Origin of the sequence: Polynucleobacter sp. MWH-UH24A (assembly GCF_018687475.1) — a bacterium.
In the GTDB taxonomy this organism is placed as follows: Bacteria; Pseudomonadota; Gammaproteobacteria; order Burkholderiales; family Burkholderiaceae; genus Polynucleobacter.
On sequence record NZ_CP061292.1, the window covers coordinates 1,108,624 to 1,132,657 of the forward strand.

23 protein-coding genes are annotated in these 24,034 nt (G+C 48.6%); 2 read left to right on the forward strand and 21 right to left on the reverse strand.

Annotated elements, in window-relative coordinates; translation table 11 throughout:
* Positions 1-38: 38 nt before the first annotated feature.
* The 8 genes from ICV32_RS05850 to ICV32_RS05885 form a co-directional block, all read right to left on the reverse strand.
* Complete coding sequence (locus tag ICV32_RS05850) at positions 39-695, reverse strand: DUF502 domain-containing protein (protein WP_215368704.1); 657 nt, start codon at positions 693-695, stop codon at positions 39-41.
* 40 nt (positions 696-735) lie between these two features.
* Positions 736-1,188, reverse strand: a complete 453-nt coding sequence (locus ICV32_RS05855) for a hypothetical protein (RefSeq protein WP_215368707.1) — start codon at positions 1,186-1,188, stop codon at positions 736-738.
* A gap of 3 nt (positions 1,189-1,191) precedes the next feature.
* Positions 1,192-3,027: a nitrilase-related carbon-nitrogen hydrolase gene (locus tag ICV32_RS05860; protein WP_215368710.1), complete on the reverse strand. Its 1,836-nt coding sequence runs from the start codon at positions 3,025-3,027 to the stop codon at positions 1,192-1,194.
* 13 nt (positions 3,028-3,040) lie between these two features.
* On the reverse strand, positions 3,041-3,679 hold the full coding sequence (locus ICV32_RS05865; RefSeq protein WP_215368712.1) for a TRIC cation channel family protein: 639 nt from the start codon (positions 3,677-3,679) through the stop codon (positions 3,041-3,043).
* A 90-nt stretch (positions 3,680-3,769) separates the two neighbouring features.
* A complete protein-coding gene (locus ICV32_RS05870) occupies positions 3,770-4,471 on the reverse strand; it encodes a pirin family protein (protein WP_215368714.1) in 702 nt (233 codons plus the stop codon).
* Between the two features lie 51 nt (positions 4,472-4,522).
* Positions 4,523-5,410, reverse strand: coding sequence for a protease HtpX (gene htpX / locus ICV32_RS05875; RefSeq protein WP_215368716.1), 888 nt, complete (start codon positions 5,408-5,410; stop codon positions 4,523-4,525).
* A 100-nt stretch (positions 5,411-5,510) separates the two neighbouring features.
* Positions 5,511-5,888, reverse strand: coding sequence for a DUF4149 domain-containing protein (locus ICV32_RS05880; protein ID WP_215368720.1), 378 nt, complete (start codon positions 5,886-5,888; stop codon positions 5,511-5,513).
* Between the two features lie 4 nt (positions 5,889-5,892).
* Entirely contained in the window at positions 5,893-6,147 is a 255-nt protein-coding gene (locus ICV32_RS05885; protein WP_215368723.1) for a TIGR03643 family protein, read from the reverse strand.
* 47 nt (positions 6,148-6,194) lie between these two features.
* On the opposite strand from ICV32_RS05885, the gene ICV32_RS05890 reads away from it, so the two are divergent.
* Positions 6,195-6,890: an SDR family NAD(P)-dependent oxidoreductase gene (locus ICV32_RS05890; RefSeq protein WP_215368725.1), complete on the forward strand. Its 696-nt coding sequence runs from the start codon at positions 6,195-6,197 to the stop codon at positions 6,888-6,890.
* Here ICV32_RS05890 and ICV32_RS05895 read toward each other — a convergent pair whose 3' ends face one another.
* The 9 genes from ICV32_RS05895 to ICV32_RS05935 all read right to left on the reverse strand — a co-directional run bounded on the left by ICV32_RS05895 (position 6,891) and on the right by ICV32_RS05935 (position 17,140).
* A complete protein-coding gene (locus tag ICV32_RS05895; protein ID WP_215368727.1) occupies positions 6,891-7,877 on the reverse strand; it encodes an NAD(P)/FAD-dependent oxidoreductase in 987 nt (328 codons plus the stop codon).
* Positions 7,878-9,116 carry a DASH family cryptochrome gene (locus ICV32_RS05900; protein WP_215368738.1) on the reverse strand — a complete coding sequence of 413 codons (1,239 nt, stop codon included), beginning with the start codon at positions 9,114-9,116 and terminating at the stop codon, positions 7,878-7,880.
* A 9-nt stretch (positions 9,117-9,125) separates the two neighbouring features.
* Positions 9,126-9,467 carry a hypothetical protein gene (locus ICV32_RS05905; RefSeq protein WP_215368741.1) on the reverse strand — a complete coding sequence of 114 codons (342 nt, stop codon included), beginning with the start codon at positions 9,465-9,467 and terminating at the stop codon, positions 9,126-9,128.
* A 100-nt stretch (positions 9,468-9,567) separates the two neighbouring features.
* The gene (locus ICV32_RS05910) at positions 9,568-11,082 is read right to left on the reverse strand and encodes a cryptochrome/deoxyribodipyrimidine photo-lyase family protein (RefSeq protein WP_215368742.1); all 1,515 of its coding nucleotides are present in this window, start codon (positions 11,080-11,082) and stop codon (positions 9,568-9,570) included.
* A gap of 98 nt (positions 11,083-11,180) precedes the next feature.
* Positions 11,181-12,887 (reverse strand): amidohydrolase, encoded by a 1,707-nt coding sequence (locus tag ICV32_RS05915; RefSeq protein WP_215368745.1) that lies wholly within the window; start codon positions 12,885-12,887, stop codon positions 11,181-11,183.
* Between the two features lie 87 nt (positions 12,888-12,974).
* Complete coding sequence (locus ICV32_RS05920) at positions 12,975-14,048, reverse strand: patatin-like phospholipase family protein (RefSeq protein ID WP_215368747.1); 1,074 nt, start codon at positions 14,046-14,048, stop codon at positions 12,975-12,977.
* Between the two features lie 77 nt (positions 14,049-14,125).
* On the reverse strand, positions 14,126-15,424 hold the full coding sequence (locus ICV32_RS05925) for a lipase family protein (protein ID WP_215368756.1): 1,299 nt from the start codon (positions 15,422-15,424) through the stop codon (positions 14,126-14,128).
* Positions 15,425-15,468: 44 nt separating this feature from the next.
* Positions 15,469-16,314: a hypothetical protein gene (locus tag ICV32_RS05930; RefSeq protein ID WP_215368758.1), complete on the reverse strand. Its 846-nt coding sequence runs from the start codon at positions 16,312-16,314 to the stop codon at positions 15,469-15,471.
* 16 nt (positions 16,315-16,330) lie between these two features.
* Entirely contained in the window at positions 16,331-17,140 is an 810-nt protein-coding gene (locus tag ICV32_RS05935; RefSeq protein WP_215368760.1) for a hypothetical protein, read from the reverse strand.
* A 156-nt stretch (positions 17,141-17,296) separates the two neighbouring features.
* On the opposite strand from ICV32_RS05935, the gene ICV32_RS05940 reads away from it, so the two are divergent.
* On the forward strand, positions 17,297-18,412 hold the full coding sequence (locus tag ICV32_RS05940; protein ID WP_215368762.1) for a DSD1 family PLP-dependent enzyme: 1,116 nt from the start codon (positions 17,297-17,299) through the stop codon (positions 18,410-18,412).
* A 16-nt stretch (positions 18,413-18,428) separates the two neighbouring features.
* Here ICV32_RS05940 and ICV32_RS05945 read toward each other — a convergent pair whose 3' ends face one another.
* From ICV32_RS05945 to ICV32_RS05960, 4 genes are all read right to left on the reverse strand, one after another.
* Entirely contained in the window at positions 18,429-19,526 is a 1,098-nt protein-coding gene (locus ICV32_RS05945; protein ID WP_215368764.1) for a patatin-like phospholipase family protein, read from the reverse strand.
* Positions 19,523-21,208 (reverse strand): alpha-keto acid decarboxylase family protein, encoded by a 1,686-nt coding sequence (locus ICV32_RS05950; protein WP_215368771.1) that lies wholly within the window; start codon positions 21,206-21,208, stop codon positions 19,523-19,525. Before ICV32_RS05950 ends, ICV32_RS05945 begins: the two co-directional genes overlap by 4 nt.
* Before the next feature lie 140 nt (positions 21,209-21,348).
* A complete protein-coding gene (locus tag ICV32_RS05955; protein WP_215368773.1) occupies positions 21,349-23,037 on the reverse strand; it encodes an amidohydrolase in 1,689 nt (562 codons plus the stop codon).
* 68 nt (positions 23,038-23,105) lie between these two features.
* Entirely contained in the window at positions 23,106-23,915 is an 810-nt protein-coding gene (locus tag ICV32_RS05960; RefSeq protein ID WP_251371817.1) for a fumarylacetoacetate hydrolase family protein, read from the reverse strand.
* Positions 23,916-24,034: the final 119 nt, after the last annotated feature.

Sequence of the window (24,034 nt, forward strand, 5' to 3'; positions counted from 1 at the left end):
TTAGTTATCAACAAAATCCTTGATACCAACAAACGGTGCTATTTTGCCGCTGTTGCTGTCTTCATAAACTGCGGTGATGTAACGCCCATCGACACGTAGATACTGGTTAGCTCTTCCATACCAATCTCGGCAGGACTCACCCAATCAATCGGCACATAGAGTAAGCCGCCCCCGATTGGTACCGGCGCGGTTGGCACAATCACCGCATAGCAGGCTTGCTCTTTCACCATCACGGCTTGGGGGGATGAGAGCAAAGCCAGAGCGGATACACCACCTGAACCACCAAAATGAACCCATACTGGGCGCATCGTTTTGAGCTCTTCATCATCCCGCTTGGCAACCAAGCTTACAAAAGTGTGGATAGTGTCATAGACCGTTCGCACTATGGGTATCTTACGAACGATGCCATTAATGATGGCTGAAAATCCCTTTTGCAAGCCCTTCTCAACCAACACACCCAAAAACAGCAGAGATAGGATCACAATCGCTAAACCAACCACATAACCGACCCACTCTAGGCCGGCAATACCTAAGCCCATCTTTGCCATCACGCTGCCCACCGCACTCGAAGGTCCAAGCCAACGAATCACAATGCCCACCACAAAGGCAATGAGCAGAGCAGTTGCAATCAGAGGAAAAGCCGCCAGAAGACCAGTTAGGAATAAGCGAACGAGTTTAGATGAGCCGGGTGACATAATCTAAGAAGTGTAATTCAGGAAAGTTCCAATACAGTCTTTACTTCTCAGCAGGAAATAATGCCTGTGACAAGATAAACATGACTGCGGTACTCCAACCAAAAGAGAGTAGCCCCGAGACTGCCATGATCACAGATAACAACTGCCATTGGGTTGGTAACGGGTCTGAAATAAATCCAACGGTGGTGTACGTACTGCCTGCATACACCATCGCTTGATGTGCCATCGGAATAATATCGGAGTAATTAAGAGCAAGACCCCAGACATAAATCTGGCAAAGATGAGATAAAAGTAATGTAAGAATACAAGCAACAAATACGAGTTGTGCCCTTACATTCTGGTGTTGGCTGGTAAAACTAATCAGGGCTCGCTTACCCTTGCTAGTTACCACCATCACAAAGAATGCTTGAATCAAGATGCATAGAATGAGAACAAAACTTCCTAGGACAAATGCCTGGAAATTAAATACATCCTGGCCTGCAGTAATTTCCATAAGCTACTGCTGATATGACGACCAGGCATTGATATCAAAGCCACTGGCTGCACGCCATTGCTGCAAAGCTTTGGAGCCCATCGGGAAGACCAAGGGCGAGGCTAAATCAGCACGGCGCCCGCCAACAAGTTTCGTTTGATTCATCCAATAATTATTCCCCAGCGTCGTGAATTTCAGGGATACAACCTCTTCCTGATCAATTGACGCTACTTGCGGAATCTCCAAGGAGTCAATTGGATTGATCGTAAAAATACCACTTGAGCCCAAGCAACCGTTATCCACCGCGTTCGCAACTACGGTATAAGCCTGCGAGGTCTTAGCGGCGGCGTACCAGAAAATCATGGTGTTACTTGCGCTAGGATGATCGAATAGTCCGGCAGCATCTTGTAATCGCGCACCATACTGTCCAGACCAAGAGACCGGTGCCGCAATTAAATCGGCACGACGCAATGCTAAGACACCCGATGCTTCTGGAAAACGGAAATCATCATTGAGCAGCATCCCAATCTTTCCGATCGAGGTTTGATAAACGGGCAAATCATCCCCTGCGGCAAGGAAGGCATTCTGTGACGGATCCAGATGGGTCTGTCGGTAATGGCCAATCAACTTGCCGTCTGGTCCCAACAATACTGCCGTATGAAAATATACTCCGTTCTCACTCTCAATAAAGGAGGCTACCAGGTGGGACTTGAGTCGTACCGCAAAGTCACTCGCAGCTTGCGTTGATTTGCCCAATCGCTTTTCAGCAATGGCCTGAACATTATCTTTTGATACCGGACCACAAAATGAATACGCTGGTAAGACGACGAGATTGGAGGTTGCTGATAGAGCTTGTATCTTTTTAATCAATCCATCACAACGATTGAGATTGCCATCAAAATCATTGGCATCAATACGGTATTGCACTGCTCGAGCTGTTACCTCGCTTGGTGACTTGGTCGCGGCTCCATCGGTGGGCGCTCGATAGAAAGCAAGGTCTTTATAGAGCTCTGGGCGCCGATGCTCGAGTGTTTTTTTCTGATCATTATTAAACTTCGCAGGATCAATCGTGCCATAGATAATACTGGCTTTATTGGTCATGGTTTTGGAGTAATCCGTTGCGGGGGCATGCGCAATGCGCTCGCCATCGGCTTGCCAAATTGAGGCTGAGCCTCCATAAGTGACTGTAATACCAGTTGTGGGGTTGCTTTCGGCATTATTACGATCCGCCGCCACCATGGCCAAGCCATTCCAAGCAGATTGATGCTGAACTGCCGCAATGGTGGAATGTTTACTTGCAGCCTCTGCACCTAGCTCTGGCAGTACACGATCGGATGAGCAAATGTAGGCGATGATGTCGCACCCCTTCAGAGCAGCCACTCGAGCGGGCTCCCAATAGGTATCGTCATAGCAAATAATCATGGTGATACGACCAAGCTCGGTCTCAAACACTGGGTAGCCCGTATTTCCAGGAACAAACCATAAGATATCAGAGGGATTTAAGCCATTCTTGCGGTATTTACCAATAAATCCTTTGGGACCAATCAGCGCACCAGTGTTGTAGGTCAAGCCAGTATCGCGATCAATCTCTGCAATGCCAATGGCGATATAGCACTGATAGCGAGCGGTGATTTGGGATAGTGCATCGGTGGTCTTACCTGGCACCGAATCCATATAGGGCAAAAATTGCTCTAGATCCCGGTAGATGTAACCCGAGATCGCAGCCTCTGGCATCACAATTAGACGTGCGCCATTTTTAGCAGCCTCCTCAGCAATGGCTGCTGCAGCCGTGATGTTTTTCTCAAACTCCATGAACTCTGGATTAAATTCAATGGCGGCGACCTTAAATGGCTCTTGCATGGTATGGATCCTATTAGGCAGACATATCGTTACCCTCATTGGGCCATTTGGGGGAAGGCCACTTGCGGATAACACTGGTTACATATAACGAGGCGGTGACAATAACTGCAATTGCTGTTGCAACATAGAACGAGGTGGTAATCGTTAAACCATAAAATATCAAACTTCCAATGATGAGTGCGGTTGCAAACCAATGGGCTTGACTAAACACTGCAGAGCGATGCCCAGTTAAAGCATCTAACGCCATCCCCCCTGCTGTTGCTGTCAGTACCCCACACAGAATGATGGACACAAAGGGAACCTCATGAATGAGTGCTTTTTGGCAGCCAATTGCAATCAGTAGACCAATCGCAACTCCACGAAGCACTAAATATGGAAGCTCTTGAGAGATGAAGCGGTAAAAGAAAAATGCACCCAAGACAGAGGCAAATAAGATCCAAGGCAAATAATATGGGCCCGTGATTGCAACTGGCTCCAAGCCTAATAGTAAATCACGCACCATACCTCCAGCAGCGCCACATAAAATTCCTGCAATTAATGTTCCAGAAATCGGAACATTCCGACTACGTGCAGTAGCAGCACCATAGAGCGCAGTAGTTGACATCGCTGTGACATCGACCCACAGAGGCAATACTGGCATCAAATCAGTCATAGGGAATGGTGGAAAAGGAGTTGATTAAAATTCTAACATTCAATCGAGGTACGCATTAAGCAACGGGTACCCTATTTCAACCCAATTACCCTAAGCTGCTAGATCAAAAACAAGCACCTCCGCATGCTCTCCTTGGTTGATCTCAATGCGTGACTCGTTAGTAATCATGGCAGCATCGCCACCACTTAAGCGCTGTCCGTTTACCGTTAGTGCACCTTTGATGAGGTGAACATAAGCCTTACGGTTGGGATCCATTGCTAGAGTTGCATGCTGATTACCATCAAAGGTTCCTGCATAGAGCTTGGCGTCGGCATTGATGGTGATCGAATCCCCTGCTCCATCGATGGAAGCTAAGAGGCGCAACTTACCATCCTTATCTTGGGCTGGAATCGTTTTTTGCTCGTAGCCTGGTTTGACCCCCGTAAATTTGGGCTGAATCCAAATCTGCAAAAAGTGTGTCGTTTGATCCTTGGCATAGTTGAACTCGCTATGGGTAACACCAGTCCCTGCGCTCATGCGTTGGATATCGCCTGGCGGGATGGATTTGACATTCCCCATACTGTCTTTGTGTGCCAACTCGCCTGAGAGAACATAGCTAATAATTTCCATATCCCGATGGCTGTGCTCACCAAATCCAGTTCCGGGATCAATTCGATCCTCGTTGATCACGCGCAAATTACCCCACCCCATAAATTTAGGGTCGTAGTAATTAGCAAATGAGAAGGAGTGAAAGCTCTTGAGCCAGCCATGATCGGCATAGCCCCGCTCCTGCGACTTACGAATCTGCATCATTTAAGTCAGGGTACAAAAAATGAAATTAATCCGCACAAACTGAAGACAATTCTAATCAGGCATATTGCGCAAGGCGGCGATGCGCTCGTCCAATGGTGGATGGCTCATAAACAGGCGCTTGAGTCCAGTGCCCATACCCCCTGAAATACCAAAGGCTTCTAACTGCTCAGGCAAATGCGGTTCATTGATCGACTTTTGTAAGCGCTCGAGCGCCCGAATCATCTTTTGCTTGCCTTCAAGGTAAGCTGCGCCGGCATCGGCACGGTACTCCCTTTGACGACTAAACCACATCACGATAGCGCTTGCCAAGATACCTAGGACCAACTGCGCAACAACGGTAGTAATCCAATAGGCAGGACCATGACCACGCTCGGTCTTAAAGACAGCACGATCAATAATATGACCAATCACGCGTGAGAGGAAGAAGACGAAGGTATTAATAACGCCTTGAATCAGTGCCAAGGTCACCATATCGCCATTTGCGACGTGACTTACTTCATGAGCCAATACCGCCTCGGCCTCATCACGGGTCATGCCATGCAACAAGCCGGTGCTGACTGCCACCAAGGAACTGTCTCGCATCATCCCCGTAGCGAAGGCGTTGATGTCTGGCGAGTCATAGATTGCTACCTCGGGCATACCAATACCCGCTTCCTTGGCTTGCCGTGCCACCGTATTGACCAGCCACTGCTCCTGTTCATTGCGGGGTTGCTCAATCACATACGCACCGGTTGAGTGTTTCGCCATGGTTTTGGAAAGTGCCAGCGAGATAAAGGAGCCGGTCATACCGACAACCGCTGAGAGCATTAGTAAAGAGGTGAGATCAAGGCCAACACCCTGCTCATCCAAAACCTGGCCTAGGCCAAAGATATTGATGATGATGGTGATCACCAACATGATGGCAATGTTGGTAATGAGGAAGAGAAAAATGCGTTTCATACGTAGTACTCCTTATGACAATAGGACTACGCTATCAGGAATTTCTTAAATGTGCTGAAAACGAATTGGCTGACTATTTTTAGGGGAATTATCGGTCGTGTCACCAAACTAGATAAACAAAGATCCCAAGCTGGATGAAGTTCACTACGACACTCGCGCCGTGCAAAATCCCAAATTTTTTCTTATTCCCTTGATCCGATGCGCGGTTAATCGCTGGAGTTAGCACCCATAGGGAGATAAAAAATAAGGCAGCGCACCCCACCAACAATCCCATGCTTAAAGTGTCCGTTGCTACGAAGGAGGCGATGATCGAGACCGCTCCTAAGAAGGCGTAGTACTTTGGGAAGAAATTACGCACGTATTTACTTGCCCACTCTTGAGGCAGCACCTTAAATACTGTGGGTGCTACGGCGATGGTAAAGAACACCATGATGCCGATCATGCCGCAGACCAGATAAAGACTGAGATTAGGGTTCATCGACTTATTTGTATTTGTATTGGGTTGGACAGTAAGCCCGCAGCACATCTGGGTCACGCAGTTGCCGATGCTTGGTTTGTCGTCCTGTAACTCGCGCACGCCACAGACGATAGGAGCTCGGCTTTAGAACACTACGCATTAAGGCTTTGACCTCGGGCTCACTTAGCTGAAACTGAGCCTGGATTGCTTCAAAGGGCGTGCGGTCTTCCCACGCCATCTCAACAATACGCGATAACTCAGATGGATCAAGTGTGCTCATCCTAAGGATTAAACACGAATTTACAAAATCAGGTACAGTCAGCTCGCATGACCCTCCTCCAGAAACCGTTTCGGGCGCTTGTCATTGGCTCATCGGGGACCATCGGCTCCGCCCTGGTCTCTACTCTCCAAATGCATTCCAACTGTGCTGAGGTGATGGGAATCCATCGAGGATCGATACCATCCATTGATTACGCTGACCCAAGCACAATCGCCACAGCAGCCGAAGCACTAGCAGCCCACCGGCCCTTTGATCTGATTATTAATACCATCGGGGTTTTGCACAATCAGAACGTGTCCCCCGAAAAGCGCTTAGCGGATCTGCGTGCGGCGCAGCTCCAAGAACAGTTTTTAGTGAATGCAATTGGGCCTGCACTGACGATTAGTCAGTTCACAAAGCTCTTAAATCCTGCGGGTGGTATTTATGCCACGCTGTCAGCCAAGGTGGGCAGCATTAGCGATAACCGTTTAGGGGGTTGGTATAGCTATCGCTCTTCTAAAGCGGCACTTAATATGCTGATTAAAACCGCTGCGATCGAACTCAAACGTACCATGCCTAGAGTTGCTTTGATTGCCATCCATCCGGGTACTGTGAACTCCAATTTATCCAAACCGTTTCGGGGTGAAGAAATTGGTCGTGACCCTCAGCAAGCCGCCAATGAAATCTTAGCCGTTCTACTGAAAGTCAATACCGAGGACTCTGGAACGTTTCGGTCTTACAGTGGCGAAGTGATTCCCTGGTAATTAGAGGGTCTGCTTTAGTTGCTGTGCCAAGCGATAGCCACTCAGCCAAGCACCCTCAACGGTCGAGTTCTTCAACCAATCGCCACACATCCCCACCGCAATGGATGGATCAAGGGCAAACTCACGCTCATTGGGCTGCTCGAGTTTGGCGTAACGCCACAAATGGCTTTGGTGTAAATCGGGCTCCACTCCAGTGAGTTCCTGAAATCCTTTAATCAAGATGGGTTCGATCTCAAACTGGGTGTGATCGACGTGCGCCGCAGACCATGCGTGACTGGCTTGCGCTACCCAGGTCTCATACACGGGGCGATTGGGTTTGGAGTTATCACGCGCCAACCAAGAGAACACACTGCCTTCCACAAACGCGCCATCGAATGCTAAATGAAGAGGCTCTTTCAGATAGGCAAGCAGTGTCCAACAGGGCAGCATCACTACTTCCTGGCAAATCGCTTTTAAGTTGGCAGAGTATTTGCCAATTAAGCGTTCAGCTTGCACCGACGTAATCGCGAGTACGAGGTATTCAAATGCCTCAGGGATTTGACCGTGTTCTTTGGTCGTGATCTTCCAGAGATCATTGATACGATGCACATCCACCACCGTATGTTGCGTTAGTACCTGTAGGCGGTTTGCTAAATACTTCGCAGGGGAGGTCATTGCTGGAATGCCGACATAGCGCGTTGCATCCGATGGTTTATCAATGGTATTGCCTTGACTGAAGGTCACAATCCGACCTGACCATGGTTTGGCGACTTCGGCTTGTACCCACTGAGCAACTTCTTCCTTGAATAGAGCATCGCGCGCCGTGAAGTACTGGGCACCATGATCGGCTTCCCAATCGCCAAAGTAGCGATGGCTCATGCGACCACCCACGCCTTTACTCTTGTCAAAGAGTGTGACTGCAAAGCCATGGGCTTCTAGCTCCCCGGCGCAGGAGAGTCCAGCAATACCCGCACCGATGATGGCAACCCGTTTTTTAGTAGAAATCATTTAATCCAACCAGCGTTTTCGATAAGAACCGTCTGCATCATATTGCGCAATTTGATTGGCGACATTAAAGGCTCTACCACCCCGTGGGTCAGTGCCATGACCCGCCACATATAGCCAGTTGCCTTGATTGCTATACACATCATAGTCAATCAGGCAGGACTCAAACCAGGCTGCGCCCACCTGCCAGTTACCGTTCATCGCATAGACCCAGTGACTCGCCACAATTTGGCGCATGCGATTGGATAGAAAACCCGTGACGGCTAACTCGCGCATCCCCGCATCGATCAAATCAACTCCCGTCGTCCCAGTAGACCACTGTGTAAAGAGTTCGGGGTCAACAGTATTCGGTGTTCGCTGACTCAATCCCTTCGGACTAAATAAGCGCTTGCCATATTTCAGCATCAGAAAGCGAAAGTAATCACGCCACAAGAGCTCAAACCAAAGCCAATAGCTGCCATCATTGGCCCCATACCGATCCTCATAGCGATGGATCCGTTTTGCAATCGTGCGTGCGGAGATTGATCCGACTGCTAACCAAGGTGAAAACTTACTGGACGCATCAAATTGACTTAAGGCATTACGGGTCTCTTTATAGGAGTCTGGCAAGCGTCGTTCACAGTATTGCTCAAGGTGGGTCAGCGCTTGGGACTCACCGCCGTTTACGAAGAGCGAGGTTGTAAGCTCTGAAATCGGGTCTTGCTTTGTTAGCTTGGCTGGTAAGGGCGGAATTGATTGGGGTCTAGCAACCGGCTCAGCGTATCGCAGTCGACGTTTTTCGACCGCCTGTCGAAAGTTAGTAAAGACATCGGGTAGCTCTTGAACATCCATGCCCAGAGTTTTTGGATCGAGCATTGTTGATTGCCACTGGGTATTGATGGTTAGTCCTGCTCTTTGCAGCTCCAAAATATCGGATTGCTCTTCGGGAGCGGCGATTGCCTCACAATAAATGACATCGGCACCGACCTCTATGCAAAGTGCTGGCAAGACATTCTTTGGCTCGCCCTCTAGAACGAGTAGTGTTGAGCCCTTCTCTTCTAGTGATTTTTGTAAATCACGAAGGTTCTGGTGCAGCCATAGAGCGCGTTGCTTACTTGCTCGCTCAAATCCCCATAGTGTTTGCTCTTGTGAAGGAAATATAAAAACCGGTAAGAGACTTTCTGAGTGTTGGCAGGCGTTTACAAATTGGGGATTATCCAGAAGACGCAGGTCTGCTCTAAACCAATAGATCGAACAGCCCACGATAATGCTTTAAGTCGATTGCAGCTTAGCGTTGGGATCGACCATGCATTGCTTTTGAGCATTACGCTCAATCGCTTTGAGCCACTCCGGCTTGGCTTGATTGGTTAGTGTATTGAGTTCACTTAATTGATGATCATTGGCCAAATTACGCACCACGCGTGCCACACACGTGCAGTAATTATTAAAGTCACTGGCCTCGAGGCTTTTGTTCTTCACGTTTTGATGATTGCGCAGTTGCTGGGCAATGCAATTTTTAGCGATTGGATCGCTGCTAACGGTAGCCAAAGCTGGGCTGGATATTACAAGCAACAAGCTACTCAATAAGGCTGTTGGGATGCGGGTAGGTTTCATGGGAAGCTTCCAAAATGATGAAACCAGCATACCAAAATCCATCTGTTCATGCAGGAGGTCGATCACCCTCACTGATCGTCATGCTATTTTGTGGCGCTCGTTAAAAGTCAAAGCCCAGTTGCGCCTTCTCTGGGGCAGCCTTTGCCCGAGTCCGATGCATGGTCTTGCGAGAGCCGTGCTTTTCTAGGACTGCCTGTTTAGCGATTCGGACTTCAGCAAGCTGTCGGCGTCCATAAAGCCGTGACTTGGCCTCTTTGGTGGCAATCGCCAAATCCACAATCGGCAAGGGAATCTCAAAGCCCACCCGAATACCAAATTGCTCTTGCAAAGCTTGGGGCATATTCCAGGGCTCAAAAAGATAGGTATCTGGCACTTTGCGCATTGCTGGTAACCAGGTGCGCACAAACTCGCCAGTAGGATCATGATCCATGGCTTGTTTAATCGGGTTATAGACCCGGGTGGTGTTGATTCCGGTGGTACCCGATTGCATTTGCAGTTGGCTCCAATGAATCCCCGGTTCGTAATCCAAAAATTGGGTGGCTAGCCATTCGCCCACGGGGCGCCAATGCAGCCATAGGGGGTAAGCAGCGACCGAGACCAGCATCGCGCGCATCCGAAAATTGAGCCAACCGGTCTCGCGCAACATCACCACACACGCATCAACCATTGGCCAACCAGTTCGCGCTGCTTTCAATGCCTCAAAGTGTTCATAATTAAAGTCATTCTCACGCAGACCATCGTAACCACGGTGCATATTGCGCCATTCAATCTCAGGCTCGCTCTCAAGCTTTTGAATGAAATGGCAGTGCCAATACAAACGGCTCAGAAACGCCCGTAAGCCTGCCTTTTGTCTTACTGAAATCCCCTCTTCAGTGATCATTGACCGTGTACGACTCACGACCTCGCGCATGCTTAGGCAACCATAGGCCAGGTAGGTGGAGATACGCGAACATGCCTGTGGGGCAGTAACAGGCGATGAGATACCGCCCCGATAACGCTGACTGCGATGCATCAAAAAGTTATCCAAGGTTTTGAGTGCAAGGCTACGACCGCCTCGCTGACGCCGTGGTGGATCATGTTGAAGATGCGCTGGAGGATTGATTACTGGCAAGGGTGGTATCGAGTGATTCCAGAATGCGAGTGGTGGAACTGTTTCTGGTGGGCTTGCCATCTGACGCTCCCACGCTGCCTGCCACGCATTTCGGCTCTTTAGGCGTCGCACCACACCAAACTGTGGGTACTCATGCCACGGAATGTGATGATCGCGGCACCAACGTCCTATGCGTCGATCGCGATCATAGGTCCATTGATTACCGGTCTCTTCATGCGAATGCAGCCCAGTAAAAGGATGGTGTTGCCAGACTTTATCGAGAATCTCGATTACATCGCCGGTGAACACCTCAAGACCACCGCCCTGCTTTCGGAGTTCTGCATCGAGGTCAATTAAAGACTCGGTAATAAATCCAAAATGGCCCAAAGCCATATCGGCTTGCTGCCAGAGGCCTGGCTCAACAATATAGATGCAGCGAACCGGTCCACGACGTGCGGCATGAGCTAAGGCAGCATGATCCTCCCAACGCAGATCGCGCTTAAACCAAACAAGCTCATAACTCATGGCAAATCACTCTTTATGACGGAGTGATAACGATAGCACCGAAGAAAAATTTGCGTTCGGTGCTAATCCATCAAAAGCTCAATTGATCTTTCTGGTGCTTACTTTAGGCTAACCTGCTTACCATCGATCCAGGTCGAGATCACTTTGATGTTGCGGATCTCTTCGGGCTTGGTTTTACGTGGATTCTTTTCCAGAATCACCAAATCAGCCTGCTTACCAAGCTCTAAGCTACCAACCAATTGATCGGCGAAGATCTGATAAGCCGCATCAATGGTAACTGCTCGAATCGCATCGTCCACTGAAATGGCTTGATCAGGACCTAAAACCTTGGTGGGCGGCAATTGCCACATTCGCGTGACCGACTCGGTAATGTAGTTCAGCGGACCAACATTAGAAACTGGTGTATCGCTATGCAATGTGAACTTGCCACCTGCGCGCTTGATCTCTGCAGCGGGATCAATACGGTTGGCACGCTTCTCACCGATGATGTGGTTATGAAAAGCCGAGCCCCAATAGTCGACGTGACCAATCGTAAAACTTGGAATCACCCCGAGTTTCACGGTTTGCTTAACTTGTTCTGGATGGTTCACCGTGAAATGCTCAATACGTAGACGGCGATCTTGTGGCTTTGGATTGTTCGCCAAGAGTTTGGTATAACTTTTGAGGGTTTGATCAATGGCCTTATCACCATTGGAATGGGTTGAGATTTGCCAACCTTGATCAAAGTATGACTTCATCGAGTTGTAGATCTCATCGTCTTTGAAATTAAGTGCTCCGCTCCAAGAACTTCCTTTTGGATAGGTATAGGGCTCGCGCAGTGCTGCAGTTAAGCCTTGGGTTGAACCGTCTGAGATGTATTTGATTCCGATAAATCGCAAACGATCATCACCTTCGTTTGGTTTAATGGTTTTGTAGCCTGGCGGCATCGATTCGCTAAAGAGATAACCCCGAACCCGAATGGGTGACAGGTTTTTAGCAAAGATCCCTTTGTAAATCGCGATTTCTTGATCGACTCCAAAATTACCTCCCACGCTCATCTCTGAAGCAGTGGTGACACCAACCGATGCCATTTTGCGCATCGTTCCCAATATGGCGCCAATTAACTCGGCTTCAGAGGGGTTGGGCATTTTGGCCATGAATGGCAAGTACGATGGCGGCTCAACCAACTTACCAGTCAGCTTACCGCTGGCATCTTTCACATAAATGCCCCCACCTTTGGGATTTGGGGTTTTATCGGTCACACCAGCGAGCTCAAGGGCTTTGCGATTGACGTAGCCAATGTGACCAGACTGGTTAACGATAAAGATTGGTACATCCTTCGACACTTTATCGAGGTCATCGGCATTCAGCTCTGCCATAAAAGGTGAAGTACGCGATGGGTCCACTCCAAAGCCAAACAGCCAACCACCCTTCGGAATATTCTTCAGATGCGCCCTCATCTTGGCAATTAAGGTCTCTTTAGTGTCATACGGTAAGGTGAAATTACTGAGATTGAGTCCCAAGCCCTCAAAGACCGAGGTAATCAAGATATGAACGTGAGGCTCAACAAACCCTGGCATTAAGGTTTGACCCTTGAGATCGACCATCTGCGTCGTTTTGGATTGCCAGTCTTTCATGACCGTATCTTTATTGCCCACCGCCACAATCTTGCCACCCTGAACTGCTAAGGCTTGGACCTCATCATTTTTCTGGTTGACGGTCACAATCGGGCCACCATAAAAAATGGTATCGGCATTGCCTTTAGCAAAGGCGAAAGAGGCGGAGCCCATGAGAGCAATGGTGAGTATTTTTCTAAGCAAGGTCATTGGATCTTTCTAAATAAAGACATACAAAAACAAGCGGTTGAAATCAAATCATACAAAATACAAGTGACACTTTGTTAACAAAAGCGACTAAGCCCAAAAAGCCCTGATTTGAGCTGCTTCCTTCTTGGCACGCTCATACCCTGCTTTCAGCGCAGGTTGGATCTGACGAGGATCGGTTAGATTAATTCCGTCTGGCGCGCCAGCCACAATCCACTTCACTTTCGTGCCCACACTTTCAATGTCCTTGATGTTTTGTGCCATTGGATGCGGAATCTTCGTCAAAATAGGACCGGTCACCCCATCGGTCAGAGTAATGACTAGAGCACGTTTTGATCCAGCCACTACATCGACATGGGCTGGGTTAGAGCACATCCCACCATCCATACCGTAGCGCTGACCTAGCAAGGTAGGCCCCACGATTCCGGGTAGCGAGCTGCTTGCTGCGACGGCGTGAGCTAAGGGAATCTTATTCTTACGAGCATTGGCTTGACCTACGATTAGCCGTTCACCGGTATAGCAATCAATCGCTGTCGTAAACATTTTGGGTGTTGGCCAATCCGTTTTACTATCGCCAGTGAGCAATGCTGCGAGTGCTTCAACACGGGAGCCATTTATGCGGTTATCCGCTGCTAGTGCGGCGCGTCCGATTACCTGACGTGTCTCAATGCTGCCATCGGTCGCACTCATATTAATTTCTATTGCTCTGAGCTGACTTGTATTGGGATTTGTTGTCGGGGCGAGCTTGGCAAAAATCTTGGGGAACTCGCCAAAGAAATCCATTTCCGTACGAAGACGTTTGAAGTGTCCTGACAACAGCGATGAACCCATGTACGAACCCGCTGAGGTTCCCACGACCATTTGAGGCAAGCCTGCCATGTCAAGGCCAGCCTCCAATAAACCATGAAAGAACCCGCAGTACCAGGCAATGTAATACTCCCCACCACCACCTAAGACTAGCGTACGGTCGAGGCCTTTTGCGAAGGGAGAAACCGTTGGGGTCGTCGCAATGGGAATCGACAGGCCGTCATTTGCAAAGATCTTCTCTGAGATCTGCTGAGCTTTTTGAGCAAAGCCTTGAGCCTGAGCAGTAGATCCATAGAAAGCACTTGCGACTGCAGGTGCAGCCAAGGCAGATGTTTTTAGAAAGGTTCGACGTTGCATAGTAATAAATAAGTAAGTTGAGAAACTAAACCCTCACCATGATAAGCAAGGGTTTCGATGACATCATGAGCGATCCCTTAGCTTTTGGGGCAGGCATTGGCCAAGGGCTTGCCCGCAATACGATCTTTCACCCACTCAAGATACATTGGGGCTGAAACACCCGGAGTCGCAAAGTGCGTTTGCTCTCCAGGTAATTGGATACGCGCAACATTCGCGCCCTTTGCACACATCTGCTTTTGATAGAGCTCGTGCATGATGGGAGGAACCGCGGTATCCTTGGTGCCCCAATAAATAATGACCGGTGCCACAGGTTTTACTGGCTTGACACTACCATCGACAAATGCTTTAAGCCATGCCAGTGTATTACTTGGCTCAGGCTTTAAGAGCGACTTATAGTTGTCGCCATAGGCATAGTTAAACGAATCAGCTAGCACATGAACGCATTTATTCATGGCGAGCTTCTCAACAACGTTTGCACCCTCAGTAGTCAACATGTCGGTTAACTTCAAATCTGGAAAAGCAGCCTGAGTACCCCATAACCCCATCACGTAATGGGCAAACAAAAATATGTTGGGAACGTTGGCTTGCGTAAATCCATTCATGAGTTTTTTTGCAGCCGCTTCGTCCTTAGGAATATTCGGCAACATCACGGCGACATCATCTGGTGCCAAAGCCACAAATCCGAGGTATTGCAAATCATCGGCCGCAGTACCCTTTTGAGACTGATACTCAGGAAGGCTCGCTGCTGCGATCGTGGCACCACCACCCTGAGACCAGCCATAGATCACGGTCTTTTTACCCGCGCCCACTTCTTTCATGGAGCTGGCGGCGCGCGCTGAGTTGATGGCATCGCGACCATTCGTTTGCGCAACGGCATACTGATGCTTCCCACCACCGCCAAGGCCTTGATAATCAGTGGCTACAACGACATAACCTTGATTAATAAACTCCTGCCCATTAGGGATCCCAAAGTCGGTCCAGGAATTTCCATCCATTAAGAAATACTGATTCAGTGCACGGGTTGGATCAATAATTTGCGATGGACCGCAATTTTGCGCAGAGCCAGTGGTACCGTGAGCCCAAGCCAAAATGGGTCTTCCTTCCTTTGGAGCAGGCCCAACGGGTGCCATAATCACGCCAGTGGAGATGGTCCTACGACCGGCAACATCCGATGAAATGTAAGCAATCCTCCAGGCCTGCGCACCCTTGATCGAGGTATCAATCTTCTCTTGTTTGATGACTTGACCCAATTTACCTTCGGGTTTCATTTTCATAACATCGGCATAAAACGCGGGCATGGGTGGATTGGCATGCACTACCGAAATTGGAGCGATGAATAGAGCACTGACTACCAGAATAGAAAATAGTTTGATCATAAGAAACCTGAAGAAATAATTACGCTAGGTATATATAAGAGAAATCACTTCAAAATAATTAGGGTCACAGTTGCTCTAGCACCCCATCCGGATGGACCGCCGGGTGTATTACTCACGTAATACATTGGGCCAGCGCTAAAGGAAAATGGCAAACCATCAATCACCACCACTTTTGAGACTCCTGCATAGAGCGGATTAGAGGTACGGCGAGTATCGTAGTTATAAAGCGCTTCCATATTCGTTGAGAAAGTCCATGCCTGTTTATTGGTGTAGGCAACAAAGGGCTGACCGTAGAGATTATTTTGAGTGCCGAAGGCGGGATTGCCGCCCACTTCCCACGATTGATAAGCGAGTAAGCCATAGGTCCATGGGCCTTGACGATTAAGTACGACACCGGTCACACCAGCACCCGTTTGTTGCGAACCAAACTTACCACTATTGCCTGATGGCGAAATGGCGTAGGGACCAACACCCCAGATCCATGAGGAGTTGGTATTCGGTGCATAAAAGGATTCGACGGTAACGCTGGCGATACCAGAACCGGTAAATGACGAGCCACTCGTGCCTTGCACATTGATTTCACGAACGCCAGCCACAATGGGTCGCACAATAAAAGTATCGCCACCGCCTAAGTCAAATGGCAAGACCGGCTGGAATAACAAACTTTGCTCCGAGCCGGCTTGGTTCACGCCCACCCCACGACTGTACTGATACTGGGTTTGCACCGAGATCATGTTTGCAATCGGGTTTGCTAATTTTTTAGCAATATCAACCGTGTCTATTCCCTTTGCTGGGCCAGTCGATGGGCTAGGTGCGGCCTGTTGTGCGATTGCAGTCCCCGATAAAAATCCCGAGAAGAGAATGGCGCTAACGATTTTTTTGGTTTTCATAAATTGGTCTCAGGAATCAAAACTTGAAGGTAATCGCAAGTTGAGGGCCTTGCATGGTAGTCTTTTGCAATACACCGCCGGCTTTCATATCGTAGTACAAGGCACGATAGCTCAATGAGGCATCAATTAACTTACCAAAGGATTTGCCCACACCAATCATGGCTTGCCATGTGACATTCGTGGTACCGCCACCGCTACCAATATCGCCATAGAACGGGACATACCAGCTTGAATCGGCTAAGCGATAGCGTCCTTTAGCACCAATAATCGGATCAACGGTCGAGGTGGTCTTCGAAATCGTTTCTTTCTCTGAGGTACCCACTAAATTACCATTTAAGGTTGCAGTCACGTCGATCGCACGAACACCGAGCAATCCATCCACATACGTATTCTTGGTGTTCACAAAGGTATACGTTGCTGCACCGGTCAAGATGGTTTGTTGCAGAGTAATTTTGTCAGCAACGGTAGCAGCGCCCCCTGCAACCGGAATCGAACCTGAATGCTGGAGGGTTGCCGAAACCAAATCACCCATGATTCCCCACTTGCCGTAGTGCGCTTCTGCAGCAATCATGCCACCTGATTTGAGATTACTAAGAACATTACTCGAATTAAAGTCGGCAGATCGTGCCAAGCCATTATCAAAACCCATCGTGCCTTTGATGCCTGGGGCCCAGACATAAGGGCTTACTTCAACACGCCATTGGTCGGCTACGGTGGGAATCGGATTATCGGCATTGGCTGATGCCGTACCAATCACCATACAGCTAGAGGCGACCAAAATTACCTGTAAGCCACGATGAAAAGGATTGGAAGAGCTTGATTTCATGAGATTAAGTTTTTTGACAATAGATTAAGAATGTAAATTATATTAGACAAAATTACAGTATTTATTACTTTGATTGCACGGTTTTATCTGATCTAGAATGAGTTCATAACGCATCACGCGATTGCGTGAATGCGATTTGATAAAGAATAGAGAGACATGGCACCCTGGAAAGCAGCACGCGTAGGCGATCATATTGATCAGGTTGATACTCCGGCTTTAGTTCTGGATCTTGATGCATTTGAGCGCAATATGAAGCTGCTACAAGATGCGGTCTCGAGGGCCGGTGTGCGATTGCGCCCTCATGCCAAGAGTCATAAGTGCCCTGAGATTGCCTTGCGTCAAATTGAGTTAGGCGCAGTGGGCATTTGTTGCCAGAAAGTTAGTGAGGCAGCAGTCTTTGTCGATGCGGGTGTATCGGATATCTTCATTACCAATCAAGTGGTGGGTCAGAAAAAAGTAGCGCATGCCCTTGACTTAGCTGCGCGCGCACGTATTGGGGTGCTCGTGGATCACGAAGATCAAATCAGTGCCTTTGCACGTGCTAGCGCAGCGCGTCAAGTGACGATTGATGTCTATCTTGAAATTGATGTGGGCATGGGTCGCTGCGGCGTAGCATCGATTGAGCGCGCAGTGGCAATGGCTCAACAAATTACTGCTGCGCCCTACTTAAACTTTATGGGCCTACAGTGTTATCACGGTAGTGCCCAGCACTATCGATTGCCCGAAGAGCGCCAACAAGCCATTGCAAAGGTGTGCGCCAAAGCGGCGGCGGCTAAAGCGGCGATTGAGGGTGTGGGGATTGCGGTGGAGCGGATCTCGGGTGCGGGGACTGGCTCGGTCATGCTCGAGAGTCACTCCAAGCTATTTAATGAAGTGCAAGCGGGGTCCTATATCTTGATGGATCGTGATTACGCTACTAATCAACGCGATCCTAGCGACCTGCCCTTTGAGCATGCCTTATTTGTTAAAACTGCTGTTCTTAGTCACCCGAATGCCAATCGTGCGGTGGTCGATGCTGGCCTGAAAGCATCGAGTGTTGACTCTGGGATGCCAGTGGTTTGGCAGCGCACCGATGCCAAGTACCTAAAGGCCTCCGATGAGCATGGGGTTCTGGAGCTTACGCCCGACAGCACCCTAAAGCTTGGCGACTATGTGATGCTCGTGCCGGGGCATTGCGACCCGACCGTTAATCTGTACGATGAGTTAATCGCGATTCGTGGAGATCGGGTCGAGGCCATCTGGCCGATTGCAGCGCGCGGCGCACTACTGTAATACTAGCGATCGTTTATTAGGCCCAGAACTTTTTCATCTCTGGGAGATCTTGCATACCGCGATCGTAGCCAAACTTAATCGCAGGAGCCATGATGCCAGGATCCACCACACTCAGAGTTTTACGACCTGGCAACATTCCAACCACAACTAATTTCGTTTTGGTCCCACCGGCTTCTAAATCTTTTACCTCTTGCAAGATGGTGTTGGGCAAATGATTAAGACGTAAGCCCGCCTTCTCTTGGGCAATCGTATCGGCCAAAGCAAAGACTAAGGCACGCTTTGAACCGGCGACCACATCGCAATGGGTCTCTGTCGAGCCAATCGTGCCATCCATACAAACACGATCTTTCACCCAGGTCGGCCCGGTGACGCCGGGAGCAGATGCACTGGCGGCAACCGCAGTTGCAACTGGCACGCCCGAGTCTGGGGCAATCACTAAGCGCTCACCGGTGTAGCAATCAATTGTCGTGATGTACATCTTGGGTGGTATCGTTTTTAGATCGCCCAGAAATACTTTGATGTTCATCTCAAACTTATCCTGTGGGATTGATTTGGCTGCCATCGCTGCATGCCCAATCGCCTGAATAGTTGCTGGACTACCATCCTTGGCCGCTATACCCATTTTCATGACGCGCTCTTGACTGGGTGAGAACTTATTGGTTGGTACAAACTTAGCCATCATTTTGGGGTAATCGGCTAGCAGATTGAATTCTGCAGAGAATAGGTCAAGGCGTCCTCCTAATAACGCACTTCCCAGTAATGCACCCGCAGAGGATCCAACCACAATATCGGCTAGGCGCAGGTTAACACCGTTACTTAGCATGGCATGAAAATACCCCACCAAGAATGAACTCATATACTCCGAGCCACCACCCAATACGAGTGCACGATCCTTGCCCTTACCCGGAGGGTTCTTATATGGAATGGGATGCGCTAGCCCATCATTCCAACTCGCAGTCGATGCCTGAATAGTTTTTGCGTCCTGTGCCTTCGCTTCGGCAACGGCTTTAGTGCATGCATTGCTAGTCTGCGCTAGTGCTGAACCTCCAGTAACGGAGGCAGCGACACCCAAAGCAGAGGTTTGTAGAAATTGGCGACGGTTCGATGATGTCATGCTGACCTTCCTGGAATATTGGTTTTGTAGATTTGGTTTTGTACTGTCTCTGGCAGTGGCTGACTCTCAGAAGCAGGAATCATCACTTCGATATATGAGGCGCAATCGCTCGTGTTGGCTTTCTGAATCGCGGCGTCTAACTCTGCCACGGTGCTCACGCGCGCCGTGAACCAAGTATGGCAACCCATCGCCCCCGGAATTTGTGCGTAGTTCCATTGAGCTAGATTGTCATAGGATGGACCAATCTCACTTAATACGTTCTCGACTCCATAGATGCCATTGTTTAATACAAAAATGATGGGCTTGATTCCGTAGCGTCCCATCACTCCGATTTCATTAGCAGTGAGTTGATGGGAGCCATCACCTGTGACCAAGATGGTTCGGCCTTTAGTATTGGCCATGCAAATTCCCTCGGCTGCTGGGGTAGCCCATCCAATCGAGCCCCACAGGGTTTGAGTCTGGAAACCAACTCCATCGGGTAAGCGCATTGGCGTGGTGTACAAAACGCAAGTTCCGGTTTCAACGACTAAGATATCACCGCTCTTTAGCAACGCATGTAGACGGGGATAAAAATTGGCGGAGGTGGTTGGATCGGATGGTTTTGCATCCACAGGGGTTGCGGCCTGATTGAGGGGGCTTGGCTGAGGACGTGCTTTGATTCTCTGAGTTACACCCTGTAAAACATCATTTAATACCACGCCCGTAAAGATGGTGTTACCCTTGCGCACAAACTGATCGCCAATGATGAGTTGCTTTGATGATGCGATGGCATCGGACCAAAAGGTGGTATTGAAATCCTCAAAAATAACCCCGCCAATATCCAGCACCAGGTCGGCGCTCTCCACAATTTCTTTCACTTGACTGGGGCTCGAGCCTGCGCCGTTATAAATACCTAGATAGCCTGGGTGCGCCTCAGAAAGAGTGCCCTTGTCCATCGGCGAGCACGCAAACGGAATCTTGCTTCGGTTAAAAAACTCGATGGCATTTGCGATGACTCCATACCGTGCAAGTAAATGAGTAGGCAATGCCACAACGTTCTTACTCGCTTCGATCTTAGTAATAATGAAATTAATCGCAGCGTCCAGTGCAACGGGGTCGCTACAAGCCCGCTCAATATTAGCCAATAGGATTCCCTTGACGGGCTTACCAATCACCGGCATTTTGGCAAGATCCATGGGAACTGTGATGTAAGCTGGTGCGCTTTGTCGCAAGGCCTCTCGAATCACACGCTCCATCTCGGCGATCGCATTATCTGGCGTGAGATAGGCCGATACGCAACAGGCCGCCTCTGAAAGATGACGAAAGTTGTTATACACCCCGTCACCCAAGGTGTGATGGGTAATTAAGCCCTGACGTTGGATTTGAGTACTAGGCGCACCAACGATATGAAACACTGGTAAGCGCTGGGCTTTGGCACCCATCACGCCATTGATGGCGCTCAACTCCCCCACCCCATAGGTGGTTGATAAGATAGCGGCTCCTTGAATTCGGGCATAGCCATCGGCAGCATAGGCAGCGTTTAGCTCATTGGCGCACACAATCCATTCGACCCGCTCGCATGCCTCAATCGCATCATCAAATGGAAAGGAGTAGTCACCCGGTACCCCGAAGACCCGATCTATTCCTAAATCGGCTAAGCGATTGACCACATACTCTGCAACGGTTGGTCCGTTTGAAGCCATATGCCACTCCCAGTGTTTGATCTGAATCAGGCTATTTTAAGCAGACTGATGAAACGACTAACAGCCTAAGCCTTGAAAAAGTCCAGCAATCAATCGAACGCTCTTGTCCCAGCGCTGACATTGGATTGCATTCGCACCAACTATGGACGAACGTACAAATCCTGACCATTCTTGATGGTCTTTACAACCTGAATATCTTTAATTTCCATTGGCTTCACTTTTAAGGGATTCCGTTCGAGAACAACTAAATCCGCTAGCTTCCCCGTTGTAATACTGCCCTTTGAGGCCTCTTCTTTGTATTGATACGCCGCAACCGATGTGAAACCACGAAGTGCAAAATAAGGATCAATGCCTTGCTCAGGCCCTAAGGTTGTCCCAGAGTAGGTAACTCGATTAACCGAGGTCCAAATGGTAAATAGAGCGCTCGGACCAGATGATGGGGTGTCATTATGAATACCAAACTGCATACCCTTTGCTCGGGCTGAGTTGAGGGGCACCATTGAGCGAGCCCTATCCTCCCCTAAAATTTTTCGGTACACATCGCCATACATCCAAATGTGGTTTGGCATAAATTGGGGAAGAATCTTATTGGTTTTGTACTGATCCAATTGATCATCACGAATAAAAAAGGAGTGGGCAATCGCGGTACGACGGTCCTCTGTAATGCCTGTCTCTCGAATTGCTTTTGATATTGCCAAAAGGGTCATATCAATTCCAGCGTCGCCATTCGAATAGCCGTAATACTGAATATTCTTTTGATAAGCGAGCTTTGCATAGCGATCCACAACATCTTGCGACACAATCGCCATACCTCGCCATCCTTTTGGCACGCCAACGGTATCGGCATAGGGTTTTGAGAAATACGCAAGACGCAATTGAGGGGCGCCATCCGTGGATACTAAAATCCCAGCGACTTTGAAACCCCCATCACCCTTGGTATAGATACCAAATGGGTAATTTTTATTGCTTGCCAGTAATTGATCCACTACATCATAGGTTGGTAAAGCAATCAAATCTAAGCGAATCAAATTACGGTCCACTGCTTGGCGCATTTTACGAATATCATCAATGGTGGTTTCATAACTTTGCGCTGTGGTGAATCCATTTGAGGCATAAATCATTTCGGCCTTACGATAGGTCTCCAAAATTAAATCCTCAGAATACCTACCAAATACCCTAGCAGTTGCCTCTACATTGGGCATACCGATTAACTCCCCCGTGAGTTTTCCGGTCTTTGGATCAACGGGAATCATTCCTTGTGTAACCTTTGTGGCTTTGGTAATCCCTAACTTTTTTAGGCCTGCCGAATTAACAATCCCCGTCAATGTGGAAATATTGTTAATAAATACTGGTTGATTGGGAAATGCTTTATCCAACTGCGCAATCGTTAGAGGGCCATCGGTTAGAAAAGAATCTGCATACTCGGCACCAATAATCCAACCATTGAATGGTCGAGCTTCTGCTTTTAAGCGGTCGATTAATTGCTTTGTGGTGCTGGGTGGATTTTTTGAAAAATAGCCCAAGTTAACGGTCAAGGTATTTTGAGCGATCAAGGTAAAGTGCCCCCAGGCATCGATAAAGCCCGGCATTAATGTTTGACCTTTTAAATCATGCAAGACGGGATTGGTACCCGCCGCATTTAGGGCATCTCGCAAGTTACCAACGTATGCGATTGTCTTACCCCTCACTACGACTGCCTCAACATACTGCGGTTGCTCACCCTCCATCGTCAGGATGTCGCCATTGAAATAGACGCTCGCGGTATTGGCAAATACGTGGGTCGCGATTAAAAGGATGCAAATACCAAAACATCGTTTGAAGATTTTCATTTGTTAACCGCTTTGATGGATTAAAGGCTTGCCAAGGATAAATGACAAACGGTTATGAGACCAAACTTCTAAACGATTTTGATGACTAGATCAGGAAAGCCGTCAAGCATGCAACGTACAATATCGCCACGCACCACAGGACCCACATTTTCTGGGGTTCCTGAGTAAATGATGTCACCAGGGAACAGTTCATTGGCTTCGGATAGCTTCACAATTTGCTCTGCGACTGACCAAATCATCTGGTTTAAGTTTGCCTTTTGACGAACTTCACCATTAACCGATAAAGAAATAGAACCGCTCTTTTGATGCCCAATTTTGTTGACTGGAAAAATGGGGCCAATGGGTGCCGAATGATCAAACGATTTACCGATTTCCCAGGGTTTCTTTTGATCGCCCATAAATCGCTGCAAATCACGCCGCGTCATATCTAAACCAAGGGCATATCCATACACATGGTCTAAGGCTTTATCAATCGTAATATTTTTACCACCAGTTTTTAGGGCAGCCACTAACTCCACCTCGTAGTGATAATTCTTAGTTAGGGTTGGATACGGGTGATCCACAATTTTATTGGGGGCAACAAATTGAATCGCATCGGTAGGCTTTTGAAAAAAGAATGGTGGTTCACGTGTTGGGTCAGACCCCATCTCCCGTGCATGCGCTGCATAATTTCGCCCAATGCAATAAATACGACGAACGGGAAATTGCTCACTACTATTCGCTATCGGAATATAGGTTGGCTCTAATTGAAACGGCGTCTTTGGCTTTGCTGCTTCTGCCGAAGATGTGGCCCCTAAGGTCACGATGGAGGCAGCCCCCAGTCCAAGCTTCATCCATTGGCGACGATTTTCGTAAGAGGTTTCTTTTTTAGTTGACATTATTCATCCCTAGTTGATTGATCGGCGATGCGACCATTGTGCGCCGCATCCTTTTAAATTTCAATGGGTTGCTATTCCTGAATTTCCCTAATGGTGAAGATCAATACTTAGGATTTGTA

Excerpts from the sequence above, each read along its gene's own strand:
- ICV32_RS05850 (WP_215368704.1), bottom strand. The coding sequence starts at position 695 with ATGTCACCCGGCTCATCTAAACTCGTTCGCTTATTCCTAACTGGTCTT.
- ICV32_RS05855 (WP_215368707.1), bottom strand. The coding sequence starts at position 1,188 with ATGGAAATTACTGCAGGCCAGGATGTATTTAATTTCCAGGCATTTGTC.
- ICV32_RS05860 (WP_215368710.1), bottom strand. The coding sequence starts at position 3,027 with ATGCAAGAGCCATTTAAGGTCGCCGCCATTGAATTTAATCCAGAGTTC.
- ICV32_RS05865 (WP_215368712.1), bottom strand. The coding sequence starts at position 3,679 with ATGACTGATTTGATGCCAGTATTGCCTCTGTGGGTCGATGTCACAGCG.
- ICV32_RS05870 (WP_215368714.1), bottom strand. The coding sequence starts at position 4,471 with ATGATGCAGATTCGTAAGTCGCAGGAGCGGGGCTATGCCGATCATGGC.
- htpX (WP_215368716.1), bottom strand. The coding sequence starts at position 5,410 with ATGAAACGCATTTTTCTCTTCCTCATTACCAACATTGCCATCATGTTG.
- ICV32_RS05880 (WP_215368720.1), bottom strand. The coding sequence starts at position 5,888 with ATGAACCCTAATCTCAGTCTTTATCTGGTCTGCGGCATGATCGGCATC.
- ICV32_RS05885 (WP_215368723.1), bottom strand. The coding sequence starts at position 6,147 with ATGAGCACACTTGATCCATCTGAGTTATCGCGTATTGTTGAGATGGCG.
- ICV32_RS05890 (WP_215368725.1), top strand. The coding sequence starts at position 6,195 with ATGACCCTCCTCCAGAAACCGTTTCGGGCGCTTGTCATTGGCTCATCG.
- ICV32_RS05895 (WP_215368727.1), bottom strand. The coding sequence starts at position 7,877 with ATGATTTCTACTAAAAAACGGGTTGCCATCATCGGTGCGGGTATTGCT.
- ICV32_RS05905 (WP_215368741.1), bottom strand. The coding sequence starts at position 9,467 with ATGAAACCTACCCGCATCCCAACAGCCTTATTGAGTAGCTTGTTGCTT.
- ICV32_RS05910 (WP_215368742.1), bottom strand. The coding sequence starts at position 11,082 with ATGAGTTATGAGCTTGTTTGGTTTAAGCGCGATCTGCGTTGGGAGGAT.
- ICV32_RS05915 (WP_215368745.1), bottom strand. The coding sequence starts at position 12,887 with ATGACCTTGCTTAGAAAAATACTCACCATTGCTCTCATGGGCTCCGCC.
- ICV32_RS05920 (WP_215368747.1), bottom strand. The coding sequence starts at position 14,048 with ATGCAACGTCGAACCTTTCTAAAAACATCTGCCTTGGCTGCACCTGCA.
- ICV32_RS05925 (WP_215368756.1), bottom strand. The coding sequence starts at position 15,424 with ATGATCAAACTATTTTCTATTCTGGTAGTCAGTGCTCTATTCATCGCT.
- ICV32_RS05930 (WP_215368758.1), bottom strand. The coding sequence starts at position 16,314 with ATGAAAACCAAAAAAATCGTTAGCGCCATTCTCTTCTCGGGATTTTTA.
- ICV32_RS05935 (WP_215368760.1), bottom strand. The coding sequence starts at position 17,140 with ATGAAATCAAGCTCTTCCAATCCTTTTCATCGTGGCTTACAGGTAATT.
- ICV32_RS05940 (WP_215368762.1), top strand. The coding sequence starts at position 17,297 with ATGGCACCCTGGAAAGCAGCACGCGTAGGCGATCATATTGATCAGGTT.
- ICV32_RS05945 (WP_215368764.1), bottom strand. The coding sequence starts at position 19,526 with ATGACATCATCGAACCGTCGCCAATTTCTACAAACCTCTGCTTTGGGT.
- ICV32_RS05950 (WP_215368771.1), bottom strand. The coding sequence starts at position 21,208 with ATGGCTTCAAACGGACCAACCGTTGCAGAGTATGTGGTCAATCGCTTA.
- ICV32_RS05955 (WP_215368773.1), bottom strand. The coding sequence starts at position 23,037 with ATGAAAATCTTCAAACGATGTTTTGGTATTTGCATCCTTTTAATCGCG.
- ICV32_RS05960 (WP_251371817.1), bottom strand. The coding sequence starts at position 23,915 with ATGTCAACTAAAAAAGAAACCTCTTACGAAAATCGTCGCCAATGGATG.